Source organism: Stenotrophomonas thermophila, from assembly GCF_001499715.1.
GTDB lineage: Bacteria > Pseudomonadota > Gammaproteobacteria > Xanthomonadales > Xanthomonadaceae > Stenotrophomonas > Stenotrophomonas hibiscicola.
This window is the reverse complement of record NZ_CVIW01000023.1, coordinates 37,646-55,289: the sequence shown is the minus strand read 5'-3', so window position 1 is coordinate 55,289 and position 17,644 is coordinate 37,646. Positions and strand designations below refer to the sequence as shown.

19 protein-coding genes are annotated in these 17,644 nt (G+C 66.5%); 9 read left to right on the top strand and 10 right to left on the bottom strand.

Features of this window, described 5'->3' with window-relative positions; genetic code table 11:
- Positions 1-20: 20 nt before the first annotated feature.
- The gene (locus BN1263_RS11355) at positions 21-800 is read left to right on the top strand and encodes a ferredoxin--NADP reductase (RefSeq protein ID WP_058981225.1); all 780 of its coding nucleotides are present in this window, start codon (positions 21-23) and stop codon (positions 798-800) included.
- A gap of 75 nt (positions 801-875) precedes the next feature.
- Here the strand turns inward: BN1263_RS11355 and BN1263_RS11350 are convergent, their stop codons facing one another.
- Positions 876-1,355: a glutathione peroxidase gene (locus BN1263_RS11350; RefSeq protein WP_058981223.1), complete on the bottom strand. Its 480-nt coding sequence runs from the start codon at positions 1,353-1,355 to the stop codon at positions 876-878.
- A gap of 130 nt (positions 1,356-1,485) precedes the next feature.
- Between BN1263_RS11350 and BN1263_RS11345 the strand changes: the two genes are divergently transcribed.
- Positions 1,486-3,654 (top strand): M3 family metallopeptidase, encoded by a 2,169-nt coding sequence (locus BN1263_RS11345; RefSeq protein ID WP_058981221.1) that lies wholly within the window; start codon positions 1,486-1,488, stop codon positions 3,652-3,654.
- A gap of 201 nt (positions 3,655-3,855) precedes the next feature.
- Here BN1263_RS11345 and cfa read toward each other — a convergent pair whose 3' ends face one another.
- Genes cfa through BN1263_RS11330 form a run of 3 tightly spaced genes read right to left on the bottom strand, consistent with a single transcriptional unit; the run spans position 3,856 to position 6,212 of the window.
- Positions 3,856-4,971 carry a cyclopropane fatty acyl phospholipid synthase gene (cfa, locus tag BN1263_RS11340; protein ID WP_058981219.1) on the bottom strand — a complete coding sequence of 372 codons (1,116 nt, stop codon included), beginning with the start codon at positions 4,969-4,971 and terminating at the stop codon, positions 3,856-3,858.
- A 19-nt stretch (positions 4,972-4,990) separates the two neighbouring features.
- A complete protein-coding gene (locus tag BN1263_RS11335) occupies positions 4,991-5,872 on the bottom strand; it encodes a PdaC/RsiV family protein (RefSeq protein WP_058981432.1) in 882 nt (293 codons plus the stop codon).
- Positions 5,873-5,909: 37 nt separating this feature from the next.
- The gene (locus BN1263_RS11330; protein WP_019660442.1) at positions 5,910-6,212 is read right to left on the bottom strand and encodes a GNAT family N-acetyltransferase; all 303 of its coding nucleotides are present in this window, start codon (positions 6,210-6,212) and stop codon (positions 5,910-5,912) included.
- A gap of 209 nt (positions 6,213-6,421) precedes the next feature.
- On the opposite strand from BN1263_RS11330, the gene BN1263_RS20705 reads away from it, so the two are divergent.
- Entirely contained in the window at positions 6,422-6,583 is a 162-nt protein-coding gene (locus BN1263_RS20705) for a hypothetical protein (RefSeq protein ID WP_167692790.1), read from the top strand.
- A 41-nt stretch (positions 6,584-6,624) separates the two neighbouring features.
- Here BN1263_RS20705 and BN1263_RS11325 read toward each other — a convergent pair whose 3' ends face one another.
- Entirely contained in the window at positions 6,625-7,251 is a 627-nt protein-coding gene (locus BN1263_RS11325; protein ID WP_058981217.1) for a rhomboid family intramembrane serine protease, read from the bottom strand.
- 7 nt (positions 7,252-7,258) lie between these two features.
- Positions 7,259-8,824 (bottom strand): POT-type proton-dependent oligopeptide transporter, encoded by a 1,566-nt coding sequence (locus BN1263_RS11320; protein ID WP_019660445.1) that lies wholly within the window; start codon positions 8,822-8,824, stop codon positions 7,259-7,261.
- Between the two features lie 163 nt (positions 8,825-8,987).
- Between BN1263_RS11320 and BN1263_RS11315 the strand changes: the two genes are divergently transcribed.
- Positions 8,988-9,836 (top strand): endonuclease/exonuclease/phosphatase family protein, encoded by an 849-nt coding sequence (locus tag BN1263_RS11315; RefSeq protein ID WP_058981215.1) that lies wholly within the window; start codon positions 8,988-8,990, stop codon positions 9,834-9,836.
- A gap of 131 nt (positions 9,837-9,967) precedes the next feature.
- Here BN1263_RS11315 and BN1263_RS11310 read toward each other — a convergent pair whose 3' ends face one another.
- Positions 9,968-10,579 (bottom strand): superoxide dismutase, encoded by a 612-nt coding sequence (locus BN1263_RS11310; protein WP_005410310.1) that lies wholly within the window; start codon positions 10,577-10,579, stop codon positions 9,968-9,970.
- Positions 10,580-10,800: 221 nt separating this feature from the next.
- Here BN1263_RS11310 and BN1263_RS11305 point away from each other — a divergent pair, with 221 nt between their 5' ends.
- Together BN1263_RS11305 and BN1263_RS11300 are read left to right on the top strand one after the other, a co-directional pair.
- Complete coding sequence (locus BN1263_RS11305; protein ID WP_058981214.1) at positions 10,801-11,253, top strand: guanyl-specific ribonuclease; 453 nt, start codon at positions 10,801-10,803, stop codon at positions 11,251-11,253.
- Positions 11,253-11,666 (top strand): barstar family protein, encoded by a 414-nt coding sequence (locus tag BN1263_RS11300; RefSeq protein WP_019660448.1) that lies wholly within the window; start codon positions 11,253-11,255, stop codon positions 11,664-11,666. Before BN1263_RS11305 ends, BN1263_RS11300 begins: the two co-directional genes overlap by 1 nt.
- Positions 11,667-11,768: 102 nt before the next feature.
- Here BN1263_RS11300 and BN1263_RS11295 read toward each other — a convergent pair whose 3' ends face one another.
- Together BN1263_RS11295 and BN1263_RS11290 are read right to left on the bottom strand one after the other, a co-directional pair.
- Positions 11,769-13,535 (bottom strand): hypothetical protein, encoded by a 1,767-nt coding sequence (locus BN1263_RS11295; RefSeq protein WP_058981211.1) that lies wholly within the window; start codon positions 13,533-13,535, stop codon positions 11,769-11,771.
- 10 nt (positions 13,536-13,545) lie between these two features.
- Positions 13,546-14,145: an NfuA family Fe-S biogenesis protein gene (locus BN1263_RS11290; protein ID WP_005410314.1), complete on the bottom strand. Its 600-nt coding sequence runs from the start codon at positions 14,143-14,145 to the stop codon at positions 13,546-13,548.
- A gap of 90 nt (positions 14,146-14,235) precedes the next feature.
- Between BN1263_RS11290 and BN1263_RS11285 the strand changes: the two genes are divergently transcribed.
- The 3 genes from BN1263_RS11285 (at position 14,236) to zupT (ending at position 15,895) form a co-directional block, all read left to right on the top strand.
- A complete protein-coding gene (locus BN1263_RS11285; protein ID WP_058981209.1) occupies positions 14,236-14,586 on the top strand; it encodes a 4a-hydroxytetrahydrobiopterin dehydratase in 351 nt (116 codons plus the stop codon).
- Entirely contained in the window at positions 14,583-14,999 is a 417-nt protein-coding gene (locus BN1263_RS11280; protein ID WP_058981208.1) for an energy transducer TonB, read from the top strand. Before BN1263_RS11285 ends, BN1263_RS11280 begins: the two co-directional genes overlap by 4 nt.
- Before the next feature lie 86 nt (positions 15,000-15,085).
- On the top strand, positions 15,086-15,895 hold the full coding sequence (zupT, locus tag BN1263_RS11275) for a zinc transporter ZupT (protein ID WP_019660453.1): 810 nt from the start codon (positions 15,086-15,088) through the stop codon (positions 15,893-15,895).
- Between the two features lie 545 nt (positions 15,896-16,440).
- Here the strand turns inward: zupT and BN1263_RS11270 are convergent.
- Positions 16,441-17,415, bottom strand: a complete 975-nt coding sequence (locus BN1263_RS11270; protein WP_058981206.1) for an RluA family pseudouridine synthase — start codon at positions 17,413-17,415, stop codon at positions 16,441-16,443.
- Positions 17,416-17,644 lie beyond the last annotated feature (229 nt).

The window sequence follows — 17,644 nt, the reverse complement described above, 5'->3', positions numbered from 1 at the left end:
GACTTTCGATAGATACGCCCATGTCCTCCGCTTTTGGCGCCGAAACGGTGCTTGAGGTCCGCCACTGGACCGACGCCTACTTCAGTTTCACCACCACCCGCGACAGCGGCTTCCGCTTCGAGAACGGCCAGTTCGTGATGATCGGCCTGGAAACCGACGCGCGCCCGTTGCTGCGTGCGTACTCCATCGCCAGTGCCAACTGGGAAGAGCAGCTGGAGTTCTTCAGCATCAAGGTGCAGGACGGCCCGCTGACCTCGCGCCTGCAGCACATCAAGCCGGGTGACAAGGTGCTGGTCGGCAAGAAGCCCACCGGCACCCTGCTGATCAGCGACCTGCACCCCGGCAGGAATCTGTACCTGCTGGGCACCGGCACCGGCCTGGCGCCGTGGCTGTCGGTGATCAAGGACCCGGAAACCTATGAGCGCTTCGAGAAGGTGATCCTCTGCCACGGCGTGCGCTACGAAAAGGACCTGGCCTATCGCGATTACTTCGAGAAGGAACTGCGGGAGCACGAGTTCCTCGGCGACATGATCGGCGACAAGCTGCTGTACTACCCGGCCGTTACCCGCGAGCCGTTCGCCAACCAGGGCCGCCTGACCTCGCTGATGGAAAGCGGCCAGATGCAGCGCACCCTCGGCCTGCCGGAACTGAGCCCGGAAAACGACCGCGCGATGATCTGCGGCAGCCCGCAGATGCTGGCTGATCTGCGCAGCGTGCTCGATGCCCGCGGCTTCCAGGTATCGCCGCGCATCGGCCAGCCGGGCCACTACGTGTTCGAGCGCGCGTTCGTCGAGAAATGATGCTGCAACGGGAGTGCCGGCCAGCGGCCGGCGCTTCCTGGCCCACGAGGTTGCCGGCCAGCGGCCGGCACTACCTCACAGCAGCGCTTCAATCGCGCCGCGCAGCTGCTCCGGCCGGGTGGTGGGCGCATGCCGCGACACCACCTGCCCTTGGTGGTCGACCAGGAACTTGCTGAAATTCCACTTGATGCGGGCACTGCCGAGCAGACCGCGCTTCTCGCGTGACAGCCATGCCCACAACGGATCAGCCCCCTCGCCGTTGACCTCGATCTTCTCCGAAAGCGGGAAGCTGACCGGATAATCCAGCGAACAGAACTGGCGGATCTGCGCGGCGTCCCCCGGCTCCTGCGCGCCGAACTGGTTGCATGGGAAGCCGATCACCACCAGGCCACGCTCGCGATACTCCTGCCACAGCTGTTCCAGCCCGGTGTACTGCGGGGTGAAGCCACAGCGGCTGGCGACATTGACCAGCAACAGCGGGTGACCCCGGTACCCGGCGAGGGCCTGTGGCTGGCCGTCGAGGTCGCGGAAGCTGAAATCGTAGGCAGTGGTCATGGCGCTGAACCGTGGGCAGTGAATGCATGGTACCCGCGCCCGGCCGCGGCAACATGCCTTTTGACACAAGTGCGGGCGCCGCCGGCCGGGTTACCCTCGGGCCCTTGTTTGCCTTACCGGAGTTCCTGCCTTGACCACCCGCCTTGCCCTTGCCGTGGCCATGTCCCTCGGCCTTGCCCTGCCCGCCTTCTCGGCCAGCGCCGCCACCCCGGCCGCCAGCAGCACCGCCCAGCAGGCCAATCCGTTCTTCGCCGAAAGCCCGCTGCCGCTGCACTTCCCGCAGTTCGACAAGATCAAGGACAGCGACTTCGCCCCGGCCTTCGACGCCGGCATGGCGCAGCAGCTGAAGGAGGTGGAGGCCATCGCCAACAACAAGGCCAAGCCGACCTTCGACAACACCATCATCGCCCTGGAAAAGAGCGGTGATGTCCTCGACCGCGCGACCACCGTGTTCTTCAGCCTGGTCGGTGCCGACACCAACGACACCCGCAAGAAGCTGCAGGCCGACTACTCGGCGAAGTTCGCCGCGCACAGCGATGCGATCGCACTGAACGGCAAGCTGTTCGCCCGCATCCAGGCGCTGTATGACACCCGCAGCCAGCTGGGCCTGGACGCCGAAGGCGTGCGCCTGGTCGAGAAGTACTACGACAACTACGTGCGCGCCGGCGCCAAGCTGTCCGAGGCCGACAAGGCCAAGCTGAAGGAGATGAACGCCGAGCTGGCCAGCCTGGGCACCAGGTTCAGCCAGAACGTGCAGTCGGAGGTGAACGCCTCGGCGATCACCGTCGACGACGTCAAGGAACTGGACGGCCTGTCCAAGGAGCAGATCGCCGCCGCCGCCGAAGCCGCCAAGGCCCGGGGCCTGGAAGGCAAGTATGTAATCACCCTGCTCAACACCACCGGCCAGCCGCCGCTGACCAACCTGGCCAACCGCGCCCTGCGCCAGAAGATCTACGAAGCGTCGGTCAGCCGCGGCAGCCGCGGCGGTGAGTTCGACAACACCGCGCTGGTTTCGCGCATCATGCAGCTGCGTGCCGACAAGGCCAAGCTGATGGGCTTCCCGAACTTCGCCGCCTACAACCTGACCAACCAGACCGCCAAGACGCCGGAAGCGGTCAACGCGATGCTGGGCAAGCTGGCCCCGGCCGCAGTGGCCAACGCCAAGCGTGAGGCCGCCGACCTGCAGGCGATGATCGACCAGGAACAGAAGGCGGCCGGCAAGCCGACGTTCAAGCTGGAACCGTGGGACTGGGCCTTCTACAGCGAGAAGGTGCGCCAGGCCAAGTACAACTTCGACGAGTCACAGCTGAAGCCGTACTTCGAACTGAAGAACGTGCTGGAGAACGGCGTGTTCCATGCCGCCAACCTGGAATTCGGCCTGACCTTCAAGCAGCGCACCGACCTGCCGGTCTACCACGACGACGTCACCGTCTACGATGTGTTCGACGCCGATGGCAGCCAGCTGGCGATCTTCATCTTCGACCCGTATGCACGTGCGTCCAAGCGTGGCGGTGCGTGGATGAACTCGTACGTCTCGCAGTCGAAGCTGACCGGCTTCAAGCCGGTGGTGGCCAACCACCTGAACATCCCGAAGCCGCCGGCCGGCCAGCCGACCCTGCTGACCTGGGATGAAGTGAGCACCACGTTCCATGAGTTCGGCCACGCCCTGCACGGCATGTTCTCCAACGTGAAGTACCCGTACTTCTCGGGCACCTCGGTGCCGCGTGACTTCGTCGAGTTCCCCTCGCAGGTCAACGAGATGTGGGCCGACAACCCGGTCATCCTGAAGAACTACGCCAAGCACTACCAGAATGGTTCGGCGATGCCGCAGGCACTGCTGGACAAGGTGCTGGCGGCAGCCAAGTTCAACCAGGGCTTCGCTACCACCGAGTACCTGGGTGCGGCCATGCTGGACCAGCGCTGGCACCAGATCGGCGCCGACCAGGTGCCGGCCGCCAAGGACGTGATGGCCTTCGAGCGCGCCGCGCTGGAGAAGGACGGCATCTACTACGCGCCGGTGCCGCCGCGCTACAAGACGCCGTACTTCAGCCACATCATGGGCGGCTATTCGGCCGGCTACTACGCCTACATCTGGTCGGAAGTGCTCGACGCCAACACCCAGAAGTGGTTCAAGGACAACGGCGGCCTGAGCCGCAAGAACGGCGACCACTTCCGCGCCACGCTGCTGTCCAAGGGTGGCAGCGTCGACGCGATGCAGCTGTTCCGCGATTTCGCCGGCCACGAGCCGCAGATCGAACCGCTGCTGGAAAAGCGTGGCCTGACCGGCGCCGGCAACTGATCGCCTGCGCGGTAGCCTGAAACGAAAACCGCCCGGTAAACCGGGCGGTTTTTTTGTTGGGACATCCACGCATGGCGTGGATCTACTGGTGGGTGCCGACCGCCGGTCGGCACGATCCATTCGCGCCACGAACCCCGGCATCATCGATCCACACATGACGCACTCCAGTAGATCCACGCCATGCGTGGATGCGCTTCCAGATCAGCGCGGCGCCACGTACCCACCCGGCACGCCTTCCGGCGACAGCACCAGCTGCCACAGCTGCGCGTGCCGGCAGCGGAAGGTGGCCATCGACCCGGCCAGGTAGAAGCGCCACATGCGGCGGAAGTGCTCGTCATAGCGCGCATCCAGCCGTGGCCACGCTGCTTCCACGTTGCGCCGCCATGCCTGCAGGGTCAGGTCGTAGTCGGTGCCGAAGTTGTGCCAGTCTTCCAGCACGAAACGGCCTTCGAACGCCCGGGTGATCTGCGCCGCCGACGGCAGCATCGAGTTGGGAAAGATGTAGCGCGCGATCCACGGATCGGTGCGATGCCGGGAGATGTTGGTGCCGATGCTGTGCAACAGCAGCAGGCCGCGCGGCGACAGGCAACGCTTGGCCACCTCGAAGAAGCCCGCGTAGTTCTTGTCACCGACGTGCTCGAACATGCCGATCGAGAAAATCGCATCGAACGGTTCGTCCAGCTCGCGGTAGTCCTGCAATCGGATCTCGATCGGCAGGCCCGCGCACAGGTTCCGCGCGAACTCGGCCTGCTCCTGCGAAATCGTCACGCCGACGCCACTCACACCGTAGCGCTCAGCGGCGAACTTCAGAGCTTCGCCCCAACCGCAGCCAATGTCCAGCACGCGCTGGCCCGGGCGCAGGCCCAGCTTTCGGCAGACCAGATCAAGCTTTGCTTCCTGCGCGGCATCCAGGTCACCGGCATGGCGCCAGTAGCCGCAGCTGTAGACCAGCCGCTGGCCCAGCATGGCCTGGTAGAGATCGTTGCCGAGGTCGTAGTGGCGGCGGCCGACCTCGTAGCTGCCCTGCCCGGCCTGCAGGTTGAACAGGCGCGCCTTCAGCGCATCGGCCACTTCGCGCCAGCCGTGCACCCGTTCGTCCAGGTGCGCCTGCATCAGGTGGACCAGGAATTCATCCAGGACGTTGGCGTCCCACCAGCCGTCCATGTAGCTCTCGCCGAGGCCGAGCGAGCCCTGGCCCATGACCCGCGCGAAGAAACGCGGGTCATGCACCTGGATGTCCTGTGGCTGGGTGCCGCCGATGCGGACCCCGGCTTCCTGCAGCAGGCCGGCGACCCGCTCCTGCAACCCTGTATCCACGCCACCTCCTCGACTGCGGTCAACCGCGTGCGAACAGCTCCACGTAGTCCTTGGCCACGTGCGGCAACAGCACCGCCGCCGGTACGTCGGCGGTCTGGGTGCCGTCCGAGTATGGCCCCACCTGGTACGGCGGGAACACAAAGCGCAGCGCGGTGATCTGCCCCTTGTCGTTGGTCAACGGCTGGAACTGGCTGAAATTGTCGGCCTGCGGCCCGGTACCGTCGGCGATCATGCGTGACGCGTTGCGCAGCGATTCCTGCAGCTGGGCCGGATCCATGTCCTCGCCGCTGAGCCGGGTGGCCACGCGTTCGCGCAGCTGGTCGGCGACGAAATCGCTGATCGCCTTCCAGCCCTTGGCGTCGGCCACCAGCTTTTCGGCACTGAGCATCTGCTGCTGCTGCGGCAACCACACAAAGCGCGCCACCAGCGGCTCGCCGTGGGCGCCACCGGTATAGCGGCTGCCATCGGCACTGACCACCACCAACTGCGGCGTTTCCAGCAGCTTCTCGAAGCTCAGCGACAGTTCGTAGGGCATGGTCGGCTTGTCATTGCCGAGCCCGTCCAGTGCCTGCTGCAGGTCGCTGCGTGCGCTGGTTGCGTAGTTCTGCAGCGCGCGCGCCAGGCCCGGGTAGCGATCGATGCCGGCCGGGTAGCTGATGCCCACCACTTCGCGCTCGTTGTTCTCGATCACGTCGCGCAGGTCCAGCGGCGCTTCCGTGGCCGGCGTTTCACCTGCGGCAGTGGCCTCGGCGGCGGGGGCCGCGTCGGTCGCCGGTGCCGGCTCGCTTTCACGCTGGCAACCGGCCAGCAACAGCACGCCCACCACGCCGGCCAACGCGCTGCCGCGCAGTGGCCGGTTGTTTCCAATCTTCATCGGGATCCCCTGTTCATGTTTGTACATCATTGCCTGCCATGGCTGAAGCGTGGCCCGCCGGCGTTCAGCCAGCGAGCAGATCGTGATACTCCTCATGCCGCTGCAGGAACGCCTCGGCGTAGGAACAGGCCGGCACCACCTTGTACTTCTGCTCGCGGGCGAAACGCAGTGCCACGCGGGTCAGCTCACCGGCGATCCCACGGCCGGCGATCGGCTCAGGCACCTCGGTGTGGGTGATGACCATGCGTTTGCGCTTGATCTGGTAGTCCAGCACCGCCAGCTGTCCACGCACACGGGCGGTGAAGCGATGGTTGGCCAGGTCGTGTTCGACCTCATAGGCCAGACCGGGGGGCGTGACCGAAGCCATGGAACTGTCTCCTGCGGCGACTGCGTGGATGGTGCGCAGCCGGGCGCCATGATCGCGTGAAGCCTGAACAGGGGCAAGTCTGATCCATTCACGTCAGTTTGCGACCCTCAAGCTGGAGCGCTGACGGCCGCTATCGCCTGTGGAGGGGTACGGCCAGCTTGGCACGCCCCTTGCGTCCATTGACCATGCGCACCCCCGCGGAGGCTCCGATGCACCCCAGCGATTCCCATTCAGATACTGACCGCGCCCTGCTGGAGGGCCTGCTGCAACTTGCGGTGGAAGGGCAGACCGAAGACCAGGATTTCCAGCGCATCGGCGAGGAAGTGTTCGCCCGCCTGCTGGATACCTACGGCCAGCAGCACACGCTCTGAAAACCGGGGCGAATCGTCACCGATTCGCCCCGCTACCCGCTTCAACCGCCGCCGAGGCGGAAGGTCGGGTTGGACAGTTCGCGCAGGAAGTGGGTGAAGATGCTCGGCTGCATGGCCAGCATGAAGATCACGCCGAACGCCGCACCGGCCAGGTGTGCGCTGTGGTTGATGCGGTCGCCGCCGCGCTTGTCCATCCAGATGCTGTAGCCGACATAGAACGCGGCATAGATGATCGCCGGTGCCGGGATGAAGAACACCAGGATGATCGACCACGGCTTGATCAGGATGAAGGCGAACAGCACCGCCGACACCGCCCCGGATGCCCCGAGGCTGAGGTAGTTCGGGTTCTTCTGGTTCTTCAGGTAGCTGGGCAGGATCGAGACCAGCAGCGCACCGATGTAGAACGCCGGGTAGGTCAGGTAGCTGCCGGTCAGCTGCACCATCACGCTCTCGATGAATCCCCCGAAGAAGAACAGGGTGATCATGTTGAAGATCAGGTGCGACCAGTCGGCGTGGATGAAGCCATAGGTCACCAGCCGGTCGTACTGGCGATGGCGGTCGACGGCCGGCGGCCAGAGGATCAGGCGGTCGGCCAGCTTGCGGTTGTTGAACGCCATCCACGACAGGAGGGCGGTGATGGCGATCAACAGCAGATTGACGGGGGTCATGTCAGGCTCAGGCGCTACGGTAGTTGTCGACCATACGATAGCGTTTCGCGTACCAACCGAAGGCCAACGCCGCGACGAAGGCGAAACCGGCGAAGAAGAACATCAGGAATGCCGCCTCGCTCAGGCCCGTACTGGCGATCTTGTGGGTCACCGCATCGTTGCGCACGGCAGCGTTGGACAGCAGCACCCACAGGTTGCCGATGGTGGTGGTCAGGTTCCAGAAGCTCATCACCACGCCCTTCATCGCCTGCGGCGCCTGGCTGTAGGCGAACTCCAGGCCGGTGGCCGAGACCAGCACCTCACCGAAGGTCAGCAATGCATACGGCAGGATCTGCCAGAAGATCGACAAAGCGTTGCCGCCGTCCATCACCACTTGGATGCCGCCGACCACGATCCAGGCCAGGCCACTGAAGGCGATGCCGGCGGTCATGCGGCGCAGCGCGGTCGGCTCCAAGCCGAAGCGGCGCAGGGCCGGGTACAGCACCAGGTTGTTGAACGGAATCAGGATCATCACCAGCAGCGGGTTCAGCGCCTGCATCTGCGAGGCGCTGAACCAGCTCGGCATCTGCATCTGCTGGCCCTGCAGGACCCAGGTCGAGGCCTTCTGGTCGAACAGCGAGAAGAACGGCGTGGTCAGCGCGAAGATCACCAGCACGCGCAGCACCGAGCGCACGCCTTCCACGGCTTCGGCTGGATGCTGGCCACGGGCCCGGTCCAGCTGCAACCAGGTGCCGCCACCGATGCCGGCGAGAATGGCCACCAGCGCCAGGCACAGGCAGATCACGATGCCCAGCGAACCGACCAGGCCGAACGACGCCGCTGCCAGCACCAGGCCGAGCACGGCGATCACCAGGCCCGGGCGGCCCTGGCCGGCCGCGCGTGCGGTCAGCGCAGTGCGCACCACGTTGGCGAACGAGTGCGGGTCCTTCGGTGGCAGCGGCACCAGCACGTAACGCTTGCGGCCCAGCCAGAACACGAAGGTGGCGATGAACATCAGGATGCCCGGGATGCCGAACGCCCACTGCGGGCCCCAGTTCTTCAGCGCCAGCGGGATCAGCAGCGAGGCGAACAGCGAGCCGAAGTTGATGATCCAGTAGAAGGCGTCGAAGACGATCTTGGCCAGGTGCTTGTTGCTCTGGTCGAACTGGTCGCCCATGAAGGAGGCCACCAGCGGCTTGATGCCACCGGCACCCAGGGCGATCAGGCCCAGGCCGAGGAAGAAGCCCTCGCGGCTGTTCTCGAACAGCGCCAGGCACAGATGGCCGGCGCAGTAGACCAGGCTGAACCAGAGGATGGTGTGGTACTTGCCGAAGAACCTGTCGGCCAGCCAACCCCCGAGCAGCGGGAAGAAATACACGCCGATCATGAAGCTGTGCATGATGTCCTTGGCTTCACCGGCACGGCCTTCGGCCGTGATTTCCTGCAGCAGCAGCGAGGTGATCAGGAACTGCACCAGGATGTTGCGCATCCCGTAGAAACTGAACCGCTCGCAGGCCTCATTGCCGATGATGTACGGGATCTGGCGCGGCATCTTTCCCTGGCCGGCGATGGGGGCAACTGCGTCGTGGCTCATCCTGTAAGGCATTCCTGCAAAGCGAAAGGCGCAAGGTTACCGGAACCGGGCCTTGCGAAGCACGCTGCAGGGCTGCATGACAACGGTGCCCATCCATGGCAGGCAACCGCGCTCCGTGCCGGAAGTCACGGCACCTGCACGACAAAAGCGTAAACTTATCGTTATGCGCTCCCTCCCCCCCGCCCGTCTCCTGCTCAGTTGCCTGATGCTGCTGATGGCGTTGCAGGCACAGGCGCGGCCGCAGGCACCGGCCACGGCGGCCAGCGAAAGCGGCTCCCGCCAGCTGACGGTGGCCGCGCTGGAGCTGCCCAGCCACGATGATGCGCAATGGAAGTTGCGCCGCGAGCAGGTCGCGCAGTTGCTGACCGACCTGCAGCCGGACGTGATCTCGGTGCAGCAGGTGCTGCAGCAGCAGGGCCGCAACCCGGCCTGCTGGCTGGCCAGCCGGCTTCGTTACAGCTGCGACTTCGTTACCGCCGATCCACCCAGCCAGACATTGCGGCATGGCAACGCGATGCTGACCCGGCTGCCGGTCAGCGAGGACGGCGTGACCCTGCTGCATCCTCCCGGCACCTTCAGCGCGGCCGGCATGATGCGGCTGAAGCTGGGCGAGGCGCTGGTCAACATCTATGTGGCACGGCTCCGCCCCGACCCGGACGAGGCCGCCGCGCGCCAGCACCAGACCAGCGACCTGATGACCTGGATTGCTGCCACCGCCGAGGGCATGCCCAGCCTGATCGCCGGCGACTTCTCGGCCAACACGATGGAACTGGTGCGCAGCACGCCGGGCTTCCAGCCGGCGCGGCGCAATCCCGGCGGCCGCGCCGAGGCGCCTGCGGCCAGTGGCGGGGGCAGCACTGGCCATGGTCTGGATGTGCTCTTCCAGGTCAAGCATTTCGACGGCATCCGCCAGCAGCCGATCCTGCTGCCGGCCGACGGCGACCTGCCCGGCCTGCGCCTGGGCGTGATGGCCACGTTGCGCCTGCAAGGCAATACGGCCACCGCCGAATAGGGAGTACCGGCCGCTGGCCGGCTTCCCGGGGATCACACGATTGCCGGCCAGCGGCCGGCACTACCGAATGATTCCTGCAACAGAAAAGGCCGGGTTTTCCCCGGCCTTCTCCGTTCATCCCATCACCGCGATCAGGCGATCGCTTCCTGGTAACGGCGCTCGACTTCGTTCCAGTCGATGACGTTGAAGAACGCGCCGATGTATTCCGGGCGACGGTTCTGATACTTCAGGTAGTACGCGTGCTCCCACACGTCCAGGCCGAGGATGGGGGTGTTGCCTTCCATCAGCGGGCTGTCCTGGTTGCCGGTGCTTTCGACCACCACCTTCTTGTCCGGGGTCACGCTCAGCCACGCCCAGCCGCTGCCGAAACGGGTCAGCGCCGCCTTGGTGAAGGCGTCCTTGAACTTGTCGAAGCCGCCCAGGTCCTTGTCGATGGCCTTGGCCACGTCGCCCACCGGGTTGCCGCCAGCATTGGGAGCCATCACGGTCCAGAACAGCGAGTGGTTGGCATGGCCACCACCGTTGTTGCGCACCGGACCCTGCAGGTTCTCCGGCAGCGACTTGAGCTTCTTCACCAGTTCTTCGACCGGCAGGTCAGCGTACTCGGTGCCTTCCAGCGCCGCGTTGACGTTGTTGATGTAGGTCTGGTGATGCTTGGTGTGATGGATTTCCATCGTCGCCGCATCGATATGCGGTTCCAGCGCGTCGTAGGCGTAGGACAGCTTGGGCAGGGTATAGGCCATGGTGCATCTCCTGATTGCGAGGGCACCCGACGTTGTCGGGCGGTGCGCGGTGAATGATGGGGACAGAACGGCAGATTACCAAGGGGGATGTAAAGGAAATTGCGTCCCGCCGGTGAGCACGACGGCAATTGTTACGCGGCGGTGACGCAGCCCCCTCCTCATGCGCCGTGCAGCGCGCAGGCGCTACAGTGCGAGCACCACCCTCGCCCGCTCCCTTGCCCATGCGCAACCCCCGGCTGCTGATCACCGCCATCGCCCTGCTGCTGCTCGGCCTGGTAGTCAACCATTTCATGCAGCGCCCGCCGGCGCCGCAGTTCGCGCCGGACCTGCAGGGTGCGCCTGCCGCGCGCGCACCGGCCACGGCCACGCCCGGCAGGGACAACGGTCTGCCCACCTTCCTGCCCGCCGAAGCCCGGCAGACGATCGCGCTGATCCAGCGCGGCGGGCCGTTCCCGCACCGCCAGGATGGCAGCACGTTCGGCAACCGCGAACAGCAGTTACCGCAGCGTCCGCGCGGCTACTACCGCGAATACACCGTGGACACCCCCGGCGCGCGCACCCGTGGCACGCGCCGCATCGTCACCGGCGGCGATCCGCCGGAGGCGTGGTACTACACCGACGACCACTACGAATCATTCCGCAGCTTCACCGTACCGGCCCAGGGAGCGCAGTGATGAGCCATGACGATTTCGGCCTCGGCCTGCACGACATCAACAATGCCGGTGTCTACGCCATCGACAGCGACGACATCGGCGCCCTGGCCGCCGCAATGCGCGATGCCGGGCTGAAGGTGATCCGCATCGATCTGGAAGGGGTGGCCGACAAGCGCACCCTGCTCGCACGGCTGGCCGCGCAGCTGGATTTTCCGGCCGGTTTCGGCGGTAACTGGGATGCGCTGTCGGACAATCTACGCGACCTGCAATGGCTGCCAGCCAACGGCTATGCATTGTTCCTGTGCGACGTGGACGCGCTGCGCGCCACCGCGCAGAAGGACTTCGACACCCTGCTGGACGTGATGGACGAGACCAGCCGCGACTGGCTTGGCCGCGACGTCCCGTTCTGGGTGTTCCTGTCGCAGAGCGCGTAAGGTCACTGCCGTGGTGGATGCCGACCTTGGCCGGCGCTTCTGCGCCAACCAAGATTGACACCTACCCAAGCGAGCCTGCCAGGGCGTGGCGCGCTCTCTAGCCTACCGGCTCCCGTTATCTTCCTGCAGTTCTTTCTTGAACGGAATGTCCGGCGGTGGCCGCGCCACGGCCGGCTGGTCCTGCATGTTCGGATTGGTAAGGCCACAGCCACCACCGGCCTGCAGGATCGAGATCACGCAGGAAATCTTCGTATTGGTACCCGGCAACGGAATCTCCATTGCCTTTATTCCCTTGCGCACCCACTCGGCCAGCAGCGATTCCTGCGGGACCCAGTATTTGTCGAATGACGTGGGCGTGTAGTCGTAAGGCGGTCGCTTCAACCAGGTGCCCGATTGCGCGATGCGTTCCTTGCTCCAGCCGTCGTTGGCACCACCGGGCGCACCGCGCTCGGCACGTCCATCGCCTTCCTGGCCCGGCACGCGGACGCTGCCATCGGCGTTGAACAGGCCACTGCCCTTGCCGGTGGCGCTGGCCTGCCGGGCGCCATTGTCGGCGCCGTCATGGTTGCGGCTCGATGCACCCCAGTCGTCGCCCTTGGCGGGCGTGGCCCAGTTGCCCGGATCGGGGGCCGGGCGCGCTCCGACCTGGGCCGGTTTCGTGCTGGAGGCGGATGGCCGTGGCGTGCTGCTGTTGGCCTGGGTTGCAGTGCTACTGGCCGCAGGCGCCGGCGTTGCCGCTGGCGCGCTGCCACTGGACGTTGAAGGCGCCGCCGCGGGTGCCGACGCAACTTCGCGCTCGCGCACCTGCAGGTCACGGCCTGCCGGCGCTCGCACGGTCGGCTCGCGCCCGGCCACAGCAGCCATCCGTACCTGCGGATCGACCACGGCCTGCACTTCACGCTCGCGCACCTGCACATCGCGCTGCGGCACACGGACCTGTAGATCGGCCGTGCGCAGCGGCTGCGATATCGCCGGCGCATCGACCGTACTGATTTCACGCTCCTGCACCGGGATGTCACGCAGCTGCGGCGTCCGCACCGCGATCTCCGGCGCACGCAGTGCGGCCGGGGCCGCCGGCGCCTGCACCGGCTGCACGCTGCGCTCGCGCACCGTCGGTACCGTGTCGCGCGGCACGATGCTGATCTCCGTGCGCGGCACGCTGACAGGTGGCACCACGAAATCCGTACTGGCCTCGGCTACTTCGGTGGCCTGCACCGGAGACGGCGGCGGTGCCGCGACCGGCGCCGGCTCGGATTCGGCGGGCGGCGGCGGCACGCTGGCCACTGCAGCCGGAGCGGGTGCGGACGCAGCTGCCGACGCGGACGCCGGACGCGGCTCAGGCGCCGTTGCGGCCCCTGCGTTCTGGCCAGCTGCAACCTGGCCCGGCGGTGCAGCGGCCGCCGCTTCCGCACCTGGCTGATCGCCGCCGCCCTCCTGGGTAGCGCGACCGACGAACTCCACCTGCACGCGCTCGCCCTCGGCGCCTTGGTCTTCCGGTGCCGTGGCGCGGATCACCGCCACCCACAGCAGCAGCATGAAGAACAGCAGATGCAGCAGCGCACTGGCCAAGGCCGAGACCCAACGCATCCAGCGCTGGTCGCGCGGCGCAGCATCCCAGTCCTGCCAGAACAGACGGCGCATCGCTTGCCAGGGTGACAACCGGGGCAACTGCCCGGGTGGCCCTGGCAGCGGACGCGGCAGCAGCACCGCGATCAACTCGCTGGCGTGCAGCGGCCGCGGCAACGGACCGAGCGAGCGCAGCCACAGCGCCCAGCCATACGGCAGGCGCGTGGTTTTCTCGAGGACGGCCCTGGGCTGCTGGCGGGCCAGCAGCAGGTCGATGAACTGCTCGGCCCGGGTCAGAGGCACGCGTCAACGATCAGGCGGCGTTGCCGCGAGGGATATACGGCGCGTGGCCACTGTCGTGGTCGGTCGCATCGCGCACGGCGGTCACGCCCGGCACGCGGCCCATCAGGGTCTTTTCAATGCCCTGCTTGAGGGTCACGTCGGCCATGCCGCAGCCCTGGCAACCGCCACCGAAGCGCAGCAGCACCACGCCTTCGGCCGAAACTTCCTGCACGGCCACCTTGCCGCCATGCGAGGCCAGCTGCGGATTGATTTCGTTTTCCACCACCCAGTGCACGCGCTCGACCAGCGAGGCGGCATCACCGGGCGCTTCGCCCTTGATGCGCGGCGCCTTGATGGTCAGCTGCTGGGTACCGGCACTGCCGGCGACGATGTCGATCTCGGCGCCATCGAGCCAACCGACGCTGCCGGCATCAACGTAGAGCGTGAAACCATCGCAGTCCACCGCCCACTCGTCGCCGAGTAGGTCGGTCGGTTCGGCGAACTCCAGCCGGGCGTCGGCGCGCGGGGTGCCGGGGTCGACCGCGCTCAGGCGCACGCCCATGCCGGGCACGCCCTCGCGTTCGATCAGCTTGCGGAAGTGGGTCTGGGCAGTGTCGGAGATCTGGATCATCAGGCTATTCTAGCCAAGTACGCGTCAGCCGCTCATTCGGTTTATACACCGTCCGGCGCATTGTTCAGTCAACACGAGGTGGAGATTCCCATGGCCGACCTGATTCCACTGGCCCAGGCCCGTTGCGTGCCACGCAAAGGCAGCGACCACAAGCTCGGCGAGGCCCGCCTGGCCGAACTGATGCCGCAGGTTCCCGGCTGGGAGCTGAGCGAGGGCAGCCAGGCCCTGACACGCACCTTCCGCTTCAAGGATTACTACGCCACCATGGCCTTCGTGAACGCGCTGGCCTGGATTGCTCACCGCGAGGACCACCATCCGGACGTGGGCGTGCACTACGACCGCGCTGTGGTGCGCTTCTCCACCCACGATGTGGGCGGCCTGAGCGAGAACGACTTCATCTGCGCGGCAAAGACTTCGGCCCTGACGGAGCAACTGCCATGAACATTCGTTTGCTGAGCCTGTCCCTGATCGCTGCGACCGGCCTGGCCGGCTGTGGTGCCTCCGAGCCGCCGGCGCCGCCAGCGACCGCGCCGACCGAGGTGGCCGCGGTGAAGACGCCGCCGCCGCAGTACCCGCTTGAACTGGCCTGCATGGGCGTGGGTGGCACCAGCACGTTCAAGGTGACCATCGGCACCGACGGCAAGCCGAGCGAGGTCGCCCTGCTCACCGGCGCCGGCAATCCGCAGCTGGACGAGCTGGCCAGGACCGCCGTGCAGGGCTGGCAGTTCAAGGCCGCCACCCGCAACGGCCAGCCGGTGCCGGCCACCATCCAGGTGCCGGTCAGCTTCAACCCGCCGCAGCCGAAGCCGGACCAGTGTTTCGCGATCGAAGAGCGCCTGCGCCGCGGCGGCTGATCGCGCGCCCCGACAAGGCCCGCCTCGCCCTACCCGCCCCGGGCTCATCCGGGGCGGTTGTCTGTTGACCAGGACCGCGTCGGCAAATGCTGCAGATTCCCCCTGAAAACGTCTGGATCGCGCTGGCGGTCACCCTCGCGGCCGGCCTGGCCACCGCCATCGGCAGCCTGCTGGTGCTGTTCTCGCGCCGCCCCAACCCGCGCCTGCTGGCCTTTGGCCTAGCCTTCGCCGGCGGCGCGATGGTCTACGTGTCGCTATCGGAAATCCTCAACAAGTCCATCGCATCGTTCGCCCTGGCCTATGGCGAGCGCAGCGGCTTCACCTACGGCACCCTGGCGTTCCTGCTGGGCGTGATCGTCATCGTGCTGATCGATCACTTCATTCCGAATCCGCATGACAGCCTGGACAAGCAGGACCCCGCGTTCCGCGAAAACAGCCGCGAGTACCTGAAGCGGGTCGCACTGCTGACCTCGGTCGCGATCACAGCGCACAATTTCCCGGAAGGGCTGGCGACCTTCTTCGCCACGCTGGAAAGCCCGTCGGTGGGCATGCCACTGGCCTTTGCCATTGCCATCCACAACATCCCCGAGGGCATCGCGATCGCGGTGCCTGTGTACTTCGCCACCCAGAACAAGGCCTATGCATTCAGCGCCAGCCTGCTGTCCGGCCTGGCCGAGCCGGTGGGCGCGGCGCTGGGCTACTGGCTGTTGTCAGGATCGCTGTCGCACGCCACGTTTGGCTGGGTGTTCGGACTGATCGCCGGCGTGATGGTGTTCCTGGCGCTGGATGAGCTGCTGCCGGCGGCCAAGCGCTATGCCAAGGGCCACGAAACCGTGTATGGCCTGGTGGCCGGCATGGGCACCCTGGCGATCAGCCTGGTGCTGTTCAAGTGGTGAGGGGTTCCCGGCCAACGGGCTGAGCCCCCTCGCGGCTGGCGGAGCGACATTCCGGGTTGGGCCGGCCGAGGTGGGTTTGCGGGGGACGCCGTAAACCCATCCTTGGGGCTTGGGCGCGCCATCCATGGCGCTTACACCCCCCCAAACCCACCTCGCCCGGCCTCTGACAGGCTATAGGCGTGCCAGCCGCGCGATGAAAGAATGAAAAAGCGAAGCCCGCGCTGCGCGCGTGAGTCGAGCGTGGCTCGACTCTACAAGGGCTGCGTGCGGGTATGGGTCTACGCTGCGGCTGTCAGGTCCGCCTTGTAGCGAGCCGAGCACCGCAGGTCCGGCGAGGGCGAAGAGGCGCGGGTGTCTGAACGCAGCGAGTTCCGCGCCGCCCCTCGGCGGACCGAGGAGCGCAGGGTACCGGTGCGCAGCGCCGGCTCGCGGATGGCGGCGTGTTTCTTTGGTTACTTTCTTTGCACGAGCAAAGAAAGTGACGAGCCCACTCATCGCAGGGAAGCGACGGCGCCGACCAAGCACCCGGCGCCGCCGAACCGCCGTCAGCGCAGGCGGTCCAGCGCCTCAACCAGCTCATCCGCCAGCGGCGCGTTCAGCACGTATGGGCTCTTGCCGTCATCCAGCGCGAACTCCAGCGAAGCAGCGTGCAGAAACAGGCGCTTCAGCCCGATCTGCTCACGAAGCCGCTTGTTCACCGCCAGATCGCCGTACTTGTCGTCACCGGCCACCGGGTGGCCCAGATGCTGGGCGTGCACGCGGATCTGATGGGTGCGGCCAGTCTCGATGCGCACCTCGCAGTACGAATGGCCGCCGCGGCGCTCCAGCACCCGGAAGTGGCTGATCGATTCCTTGCCGATCGCGTTGACCTGCACATGGCGCTCGCCGCCCTGGCGCAGGCCCACGTGCAGCGGCGCGTCCACCGTCATCACGCCATCGGGCATGCGCCCGGCCAGCAGGGTCAGGTAGCGCTTGCGGATGCCGGCGCCATGGTCTTCACGCAGCAGGGCCTGCAGTTCACTCAGCGCCGAGCGCTTCTTGGCCACGATCAGCAGGCCGGAGGTGTCGCGATCCAGCCGATGGACCAGCTCCAGGGTCTGCCCCGAGCGCAGGGCACGCAGGGTCTCGATCGCCCCGAAGCTGATGCCGCTGCCGCCATGACTGGCCACGCCAGAGGGCTTGTTCAGGGCCAGCAGGCGGGCATCCTCGAACACGATGGCCTGCTCCAGGCGGCGCATGAACGCCTCAGGTGGACCGGCCTTGTCTCCCTCCTCGCTGAGACGCACGGGTGGTACACGCACCTCATCGCCCGCCTCCAGCTTGCGCTCGGCCTTGGCGCGACCGCCGTTGACCCGCACCTGGCCACTGCGCACCAGCTTGTAGACCAGGCTGCGCGGGGCCCCCTTCAGCTGGCCGAGCAGGAAGTTGTCCAGGCGCTGGCCGGCGCGGTCGGCGGGAACGGTGATCATGCGCACGGAAGGCTTGTCGCCTGCGGGCTTGGTGGGGTCTTGGGCGGTCATCAGGCTGTTTATTCTGTTACACTCGGGGGGCGAGATAAGGGATTGATTTCGTTGGAAGTTACTCAGGGCCAGAAGCCCAGCTTCCGACGAATCCGGCACAGTGCGCGACCACCGCCCGCGGGGCGGCCATGTTAGCGGCTCACCGGCCTTCCCGGCCATCGCCGGATGCCTGACACGCAACCGTGCTGAACATGTCCCGCGTGGCGCTCCAGCCTGGCTGACAGCTGCC

What these genes read in the sequence shown, in the direction of transcription:
- BN1263_RS11315 (WP_058981215.1), top strand. Translation starts at nt 8,988, where the DNA reads ATGCGCTCCCTCCCCCCCGCCCGTCTCCTGCTCAGTTGCCTGATGCTG.
- BN1263_RS11290 (WP_005410314.1), bottom strand. Translation starts at nt 14,145, where the DNA reads ATGATCCAGATCTCCGACACTGCCCAGACCCACTTCCGCAAGCTGATC.
- BN1263_RS11285 (WP_058981209.1), top strand. Translation starts at nt 14,236, where the DNA reads ATGGCCGACCTGATTCCACTGGCCCAGGCCCGTTGCGTGCCACGCAAA.
- BN1263_RS11270 (WP_058981206.1), bottom strand. Translation starts at nt 17,415, where the DNA reads ATGACCGCCCAAGACCCCACCAAGCCCGCAGGCGACAAGCCTTCCGTG.
- BN1263_RS11335 (WP_058981432.1), bottom strand. Translation starts at nt 5,872, where the DNA reads ATGTACAAACATGAACAGGGGATCCCGATGAAGATTGGAAACAACCGG.
- BN1263_RS11330 (WP_019660442.1), bottom strand. Translation starts at nt 6,212, where the DNA reads ATGGCTTCGGTCACGCCCCCCGGTCTGGCCTATGAGGTCGAACACGAC.
- BN1263_RS11325 (WP_058981217.1), bottom strand. Translation starts at nt 7,251, where the DNA reads ATGACCCCCGTCAATCTGCTGTTGATCGCCATCACCGCCCTCCTGTCG.
- BN1263_RS11355 (WP_058981225.1), top strand. Translation starts at nt 21, where the DNA reads ATGTCCTCCGCTTTTGGCGCCGAAACGGTGCTTGAGGTCCGCCACTGG.
- BN1263_RS11320 (WP_019660445.1), bottom strand. Translation starts at nt 8,824, where the DNA reads ATGAGCCACGACGCAGTTGCCCCCATCGCCGGCCAGGGAAAGATGCCG.
- BN1263_RS20705 (WP_167692790.1), top strand. Translation starts at nt 6,422, where the DNA reads ATGCACCCCAGCGATTCCCATTCAGATACTGACCGCGCCCTGCTGGAG.
- BN1263_RS11310 (WP_005410310.1), bottom strand. Translation starts at nt 10,579, where the DNA reads ATGGCCTATACCCTGCCCAAGCTGTCCTACGCCTACGACGCGCTGGAA.
- BN1263_RS11280 (WP_058981208.1), top strand. Translation starts at nt 14,583, where the DNA reads ATGAACATTCGTTTGCTGAGCCTGTCCCTGATCGCTGCGACCGGCCTG.
- zupT (WP_019660453.1), top strand. Translation starts at nt 15,086, where the DNA reads ATGCTGCAGATTCCCCCTGAAAACGTCTGGATCGCGCTGGCGGTCACC.
- BN1263_RS11350 (WP_058981223.1), bottom strand. Translation starts at nt 1,355, where the DNA reads ATGACCACTGCCTACGATTTCAGCTTCCGCGACCTCGACGGCCAGCCA.
- BN1263_RS11305 (WP_058981214.1), top strand. Translation starts at nt 10,801, where the DNA reads ATGCGCAACCCCCGGCTGCTGATCACCGCCATCGCCCTGCTGCTGCTC.
- BN1263_RS11300 (WP_019660448.1), top strand. Translation starts at nt 11,253, where the DNA reads ATGAGCCATGACGATTTCGGCCTCGGCCTGCACGACATCAACAATGCC.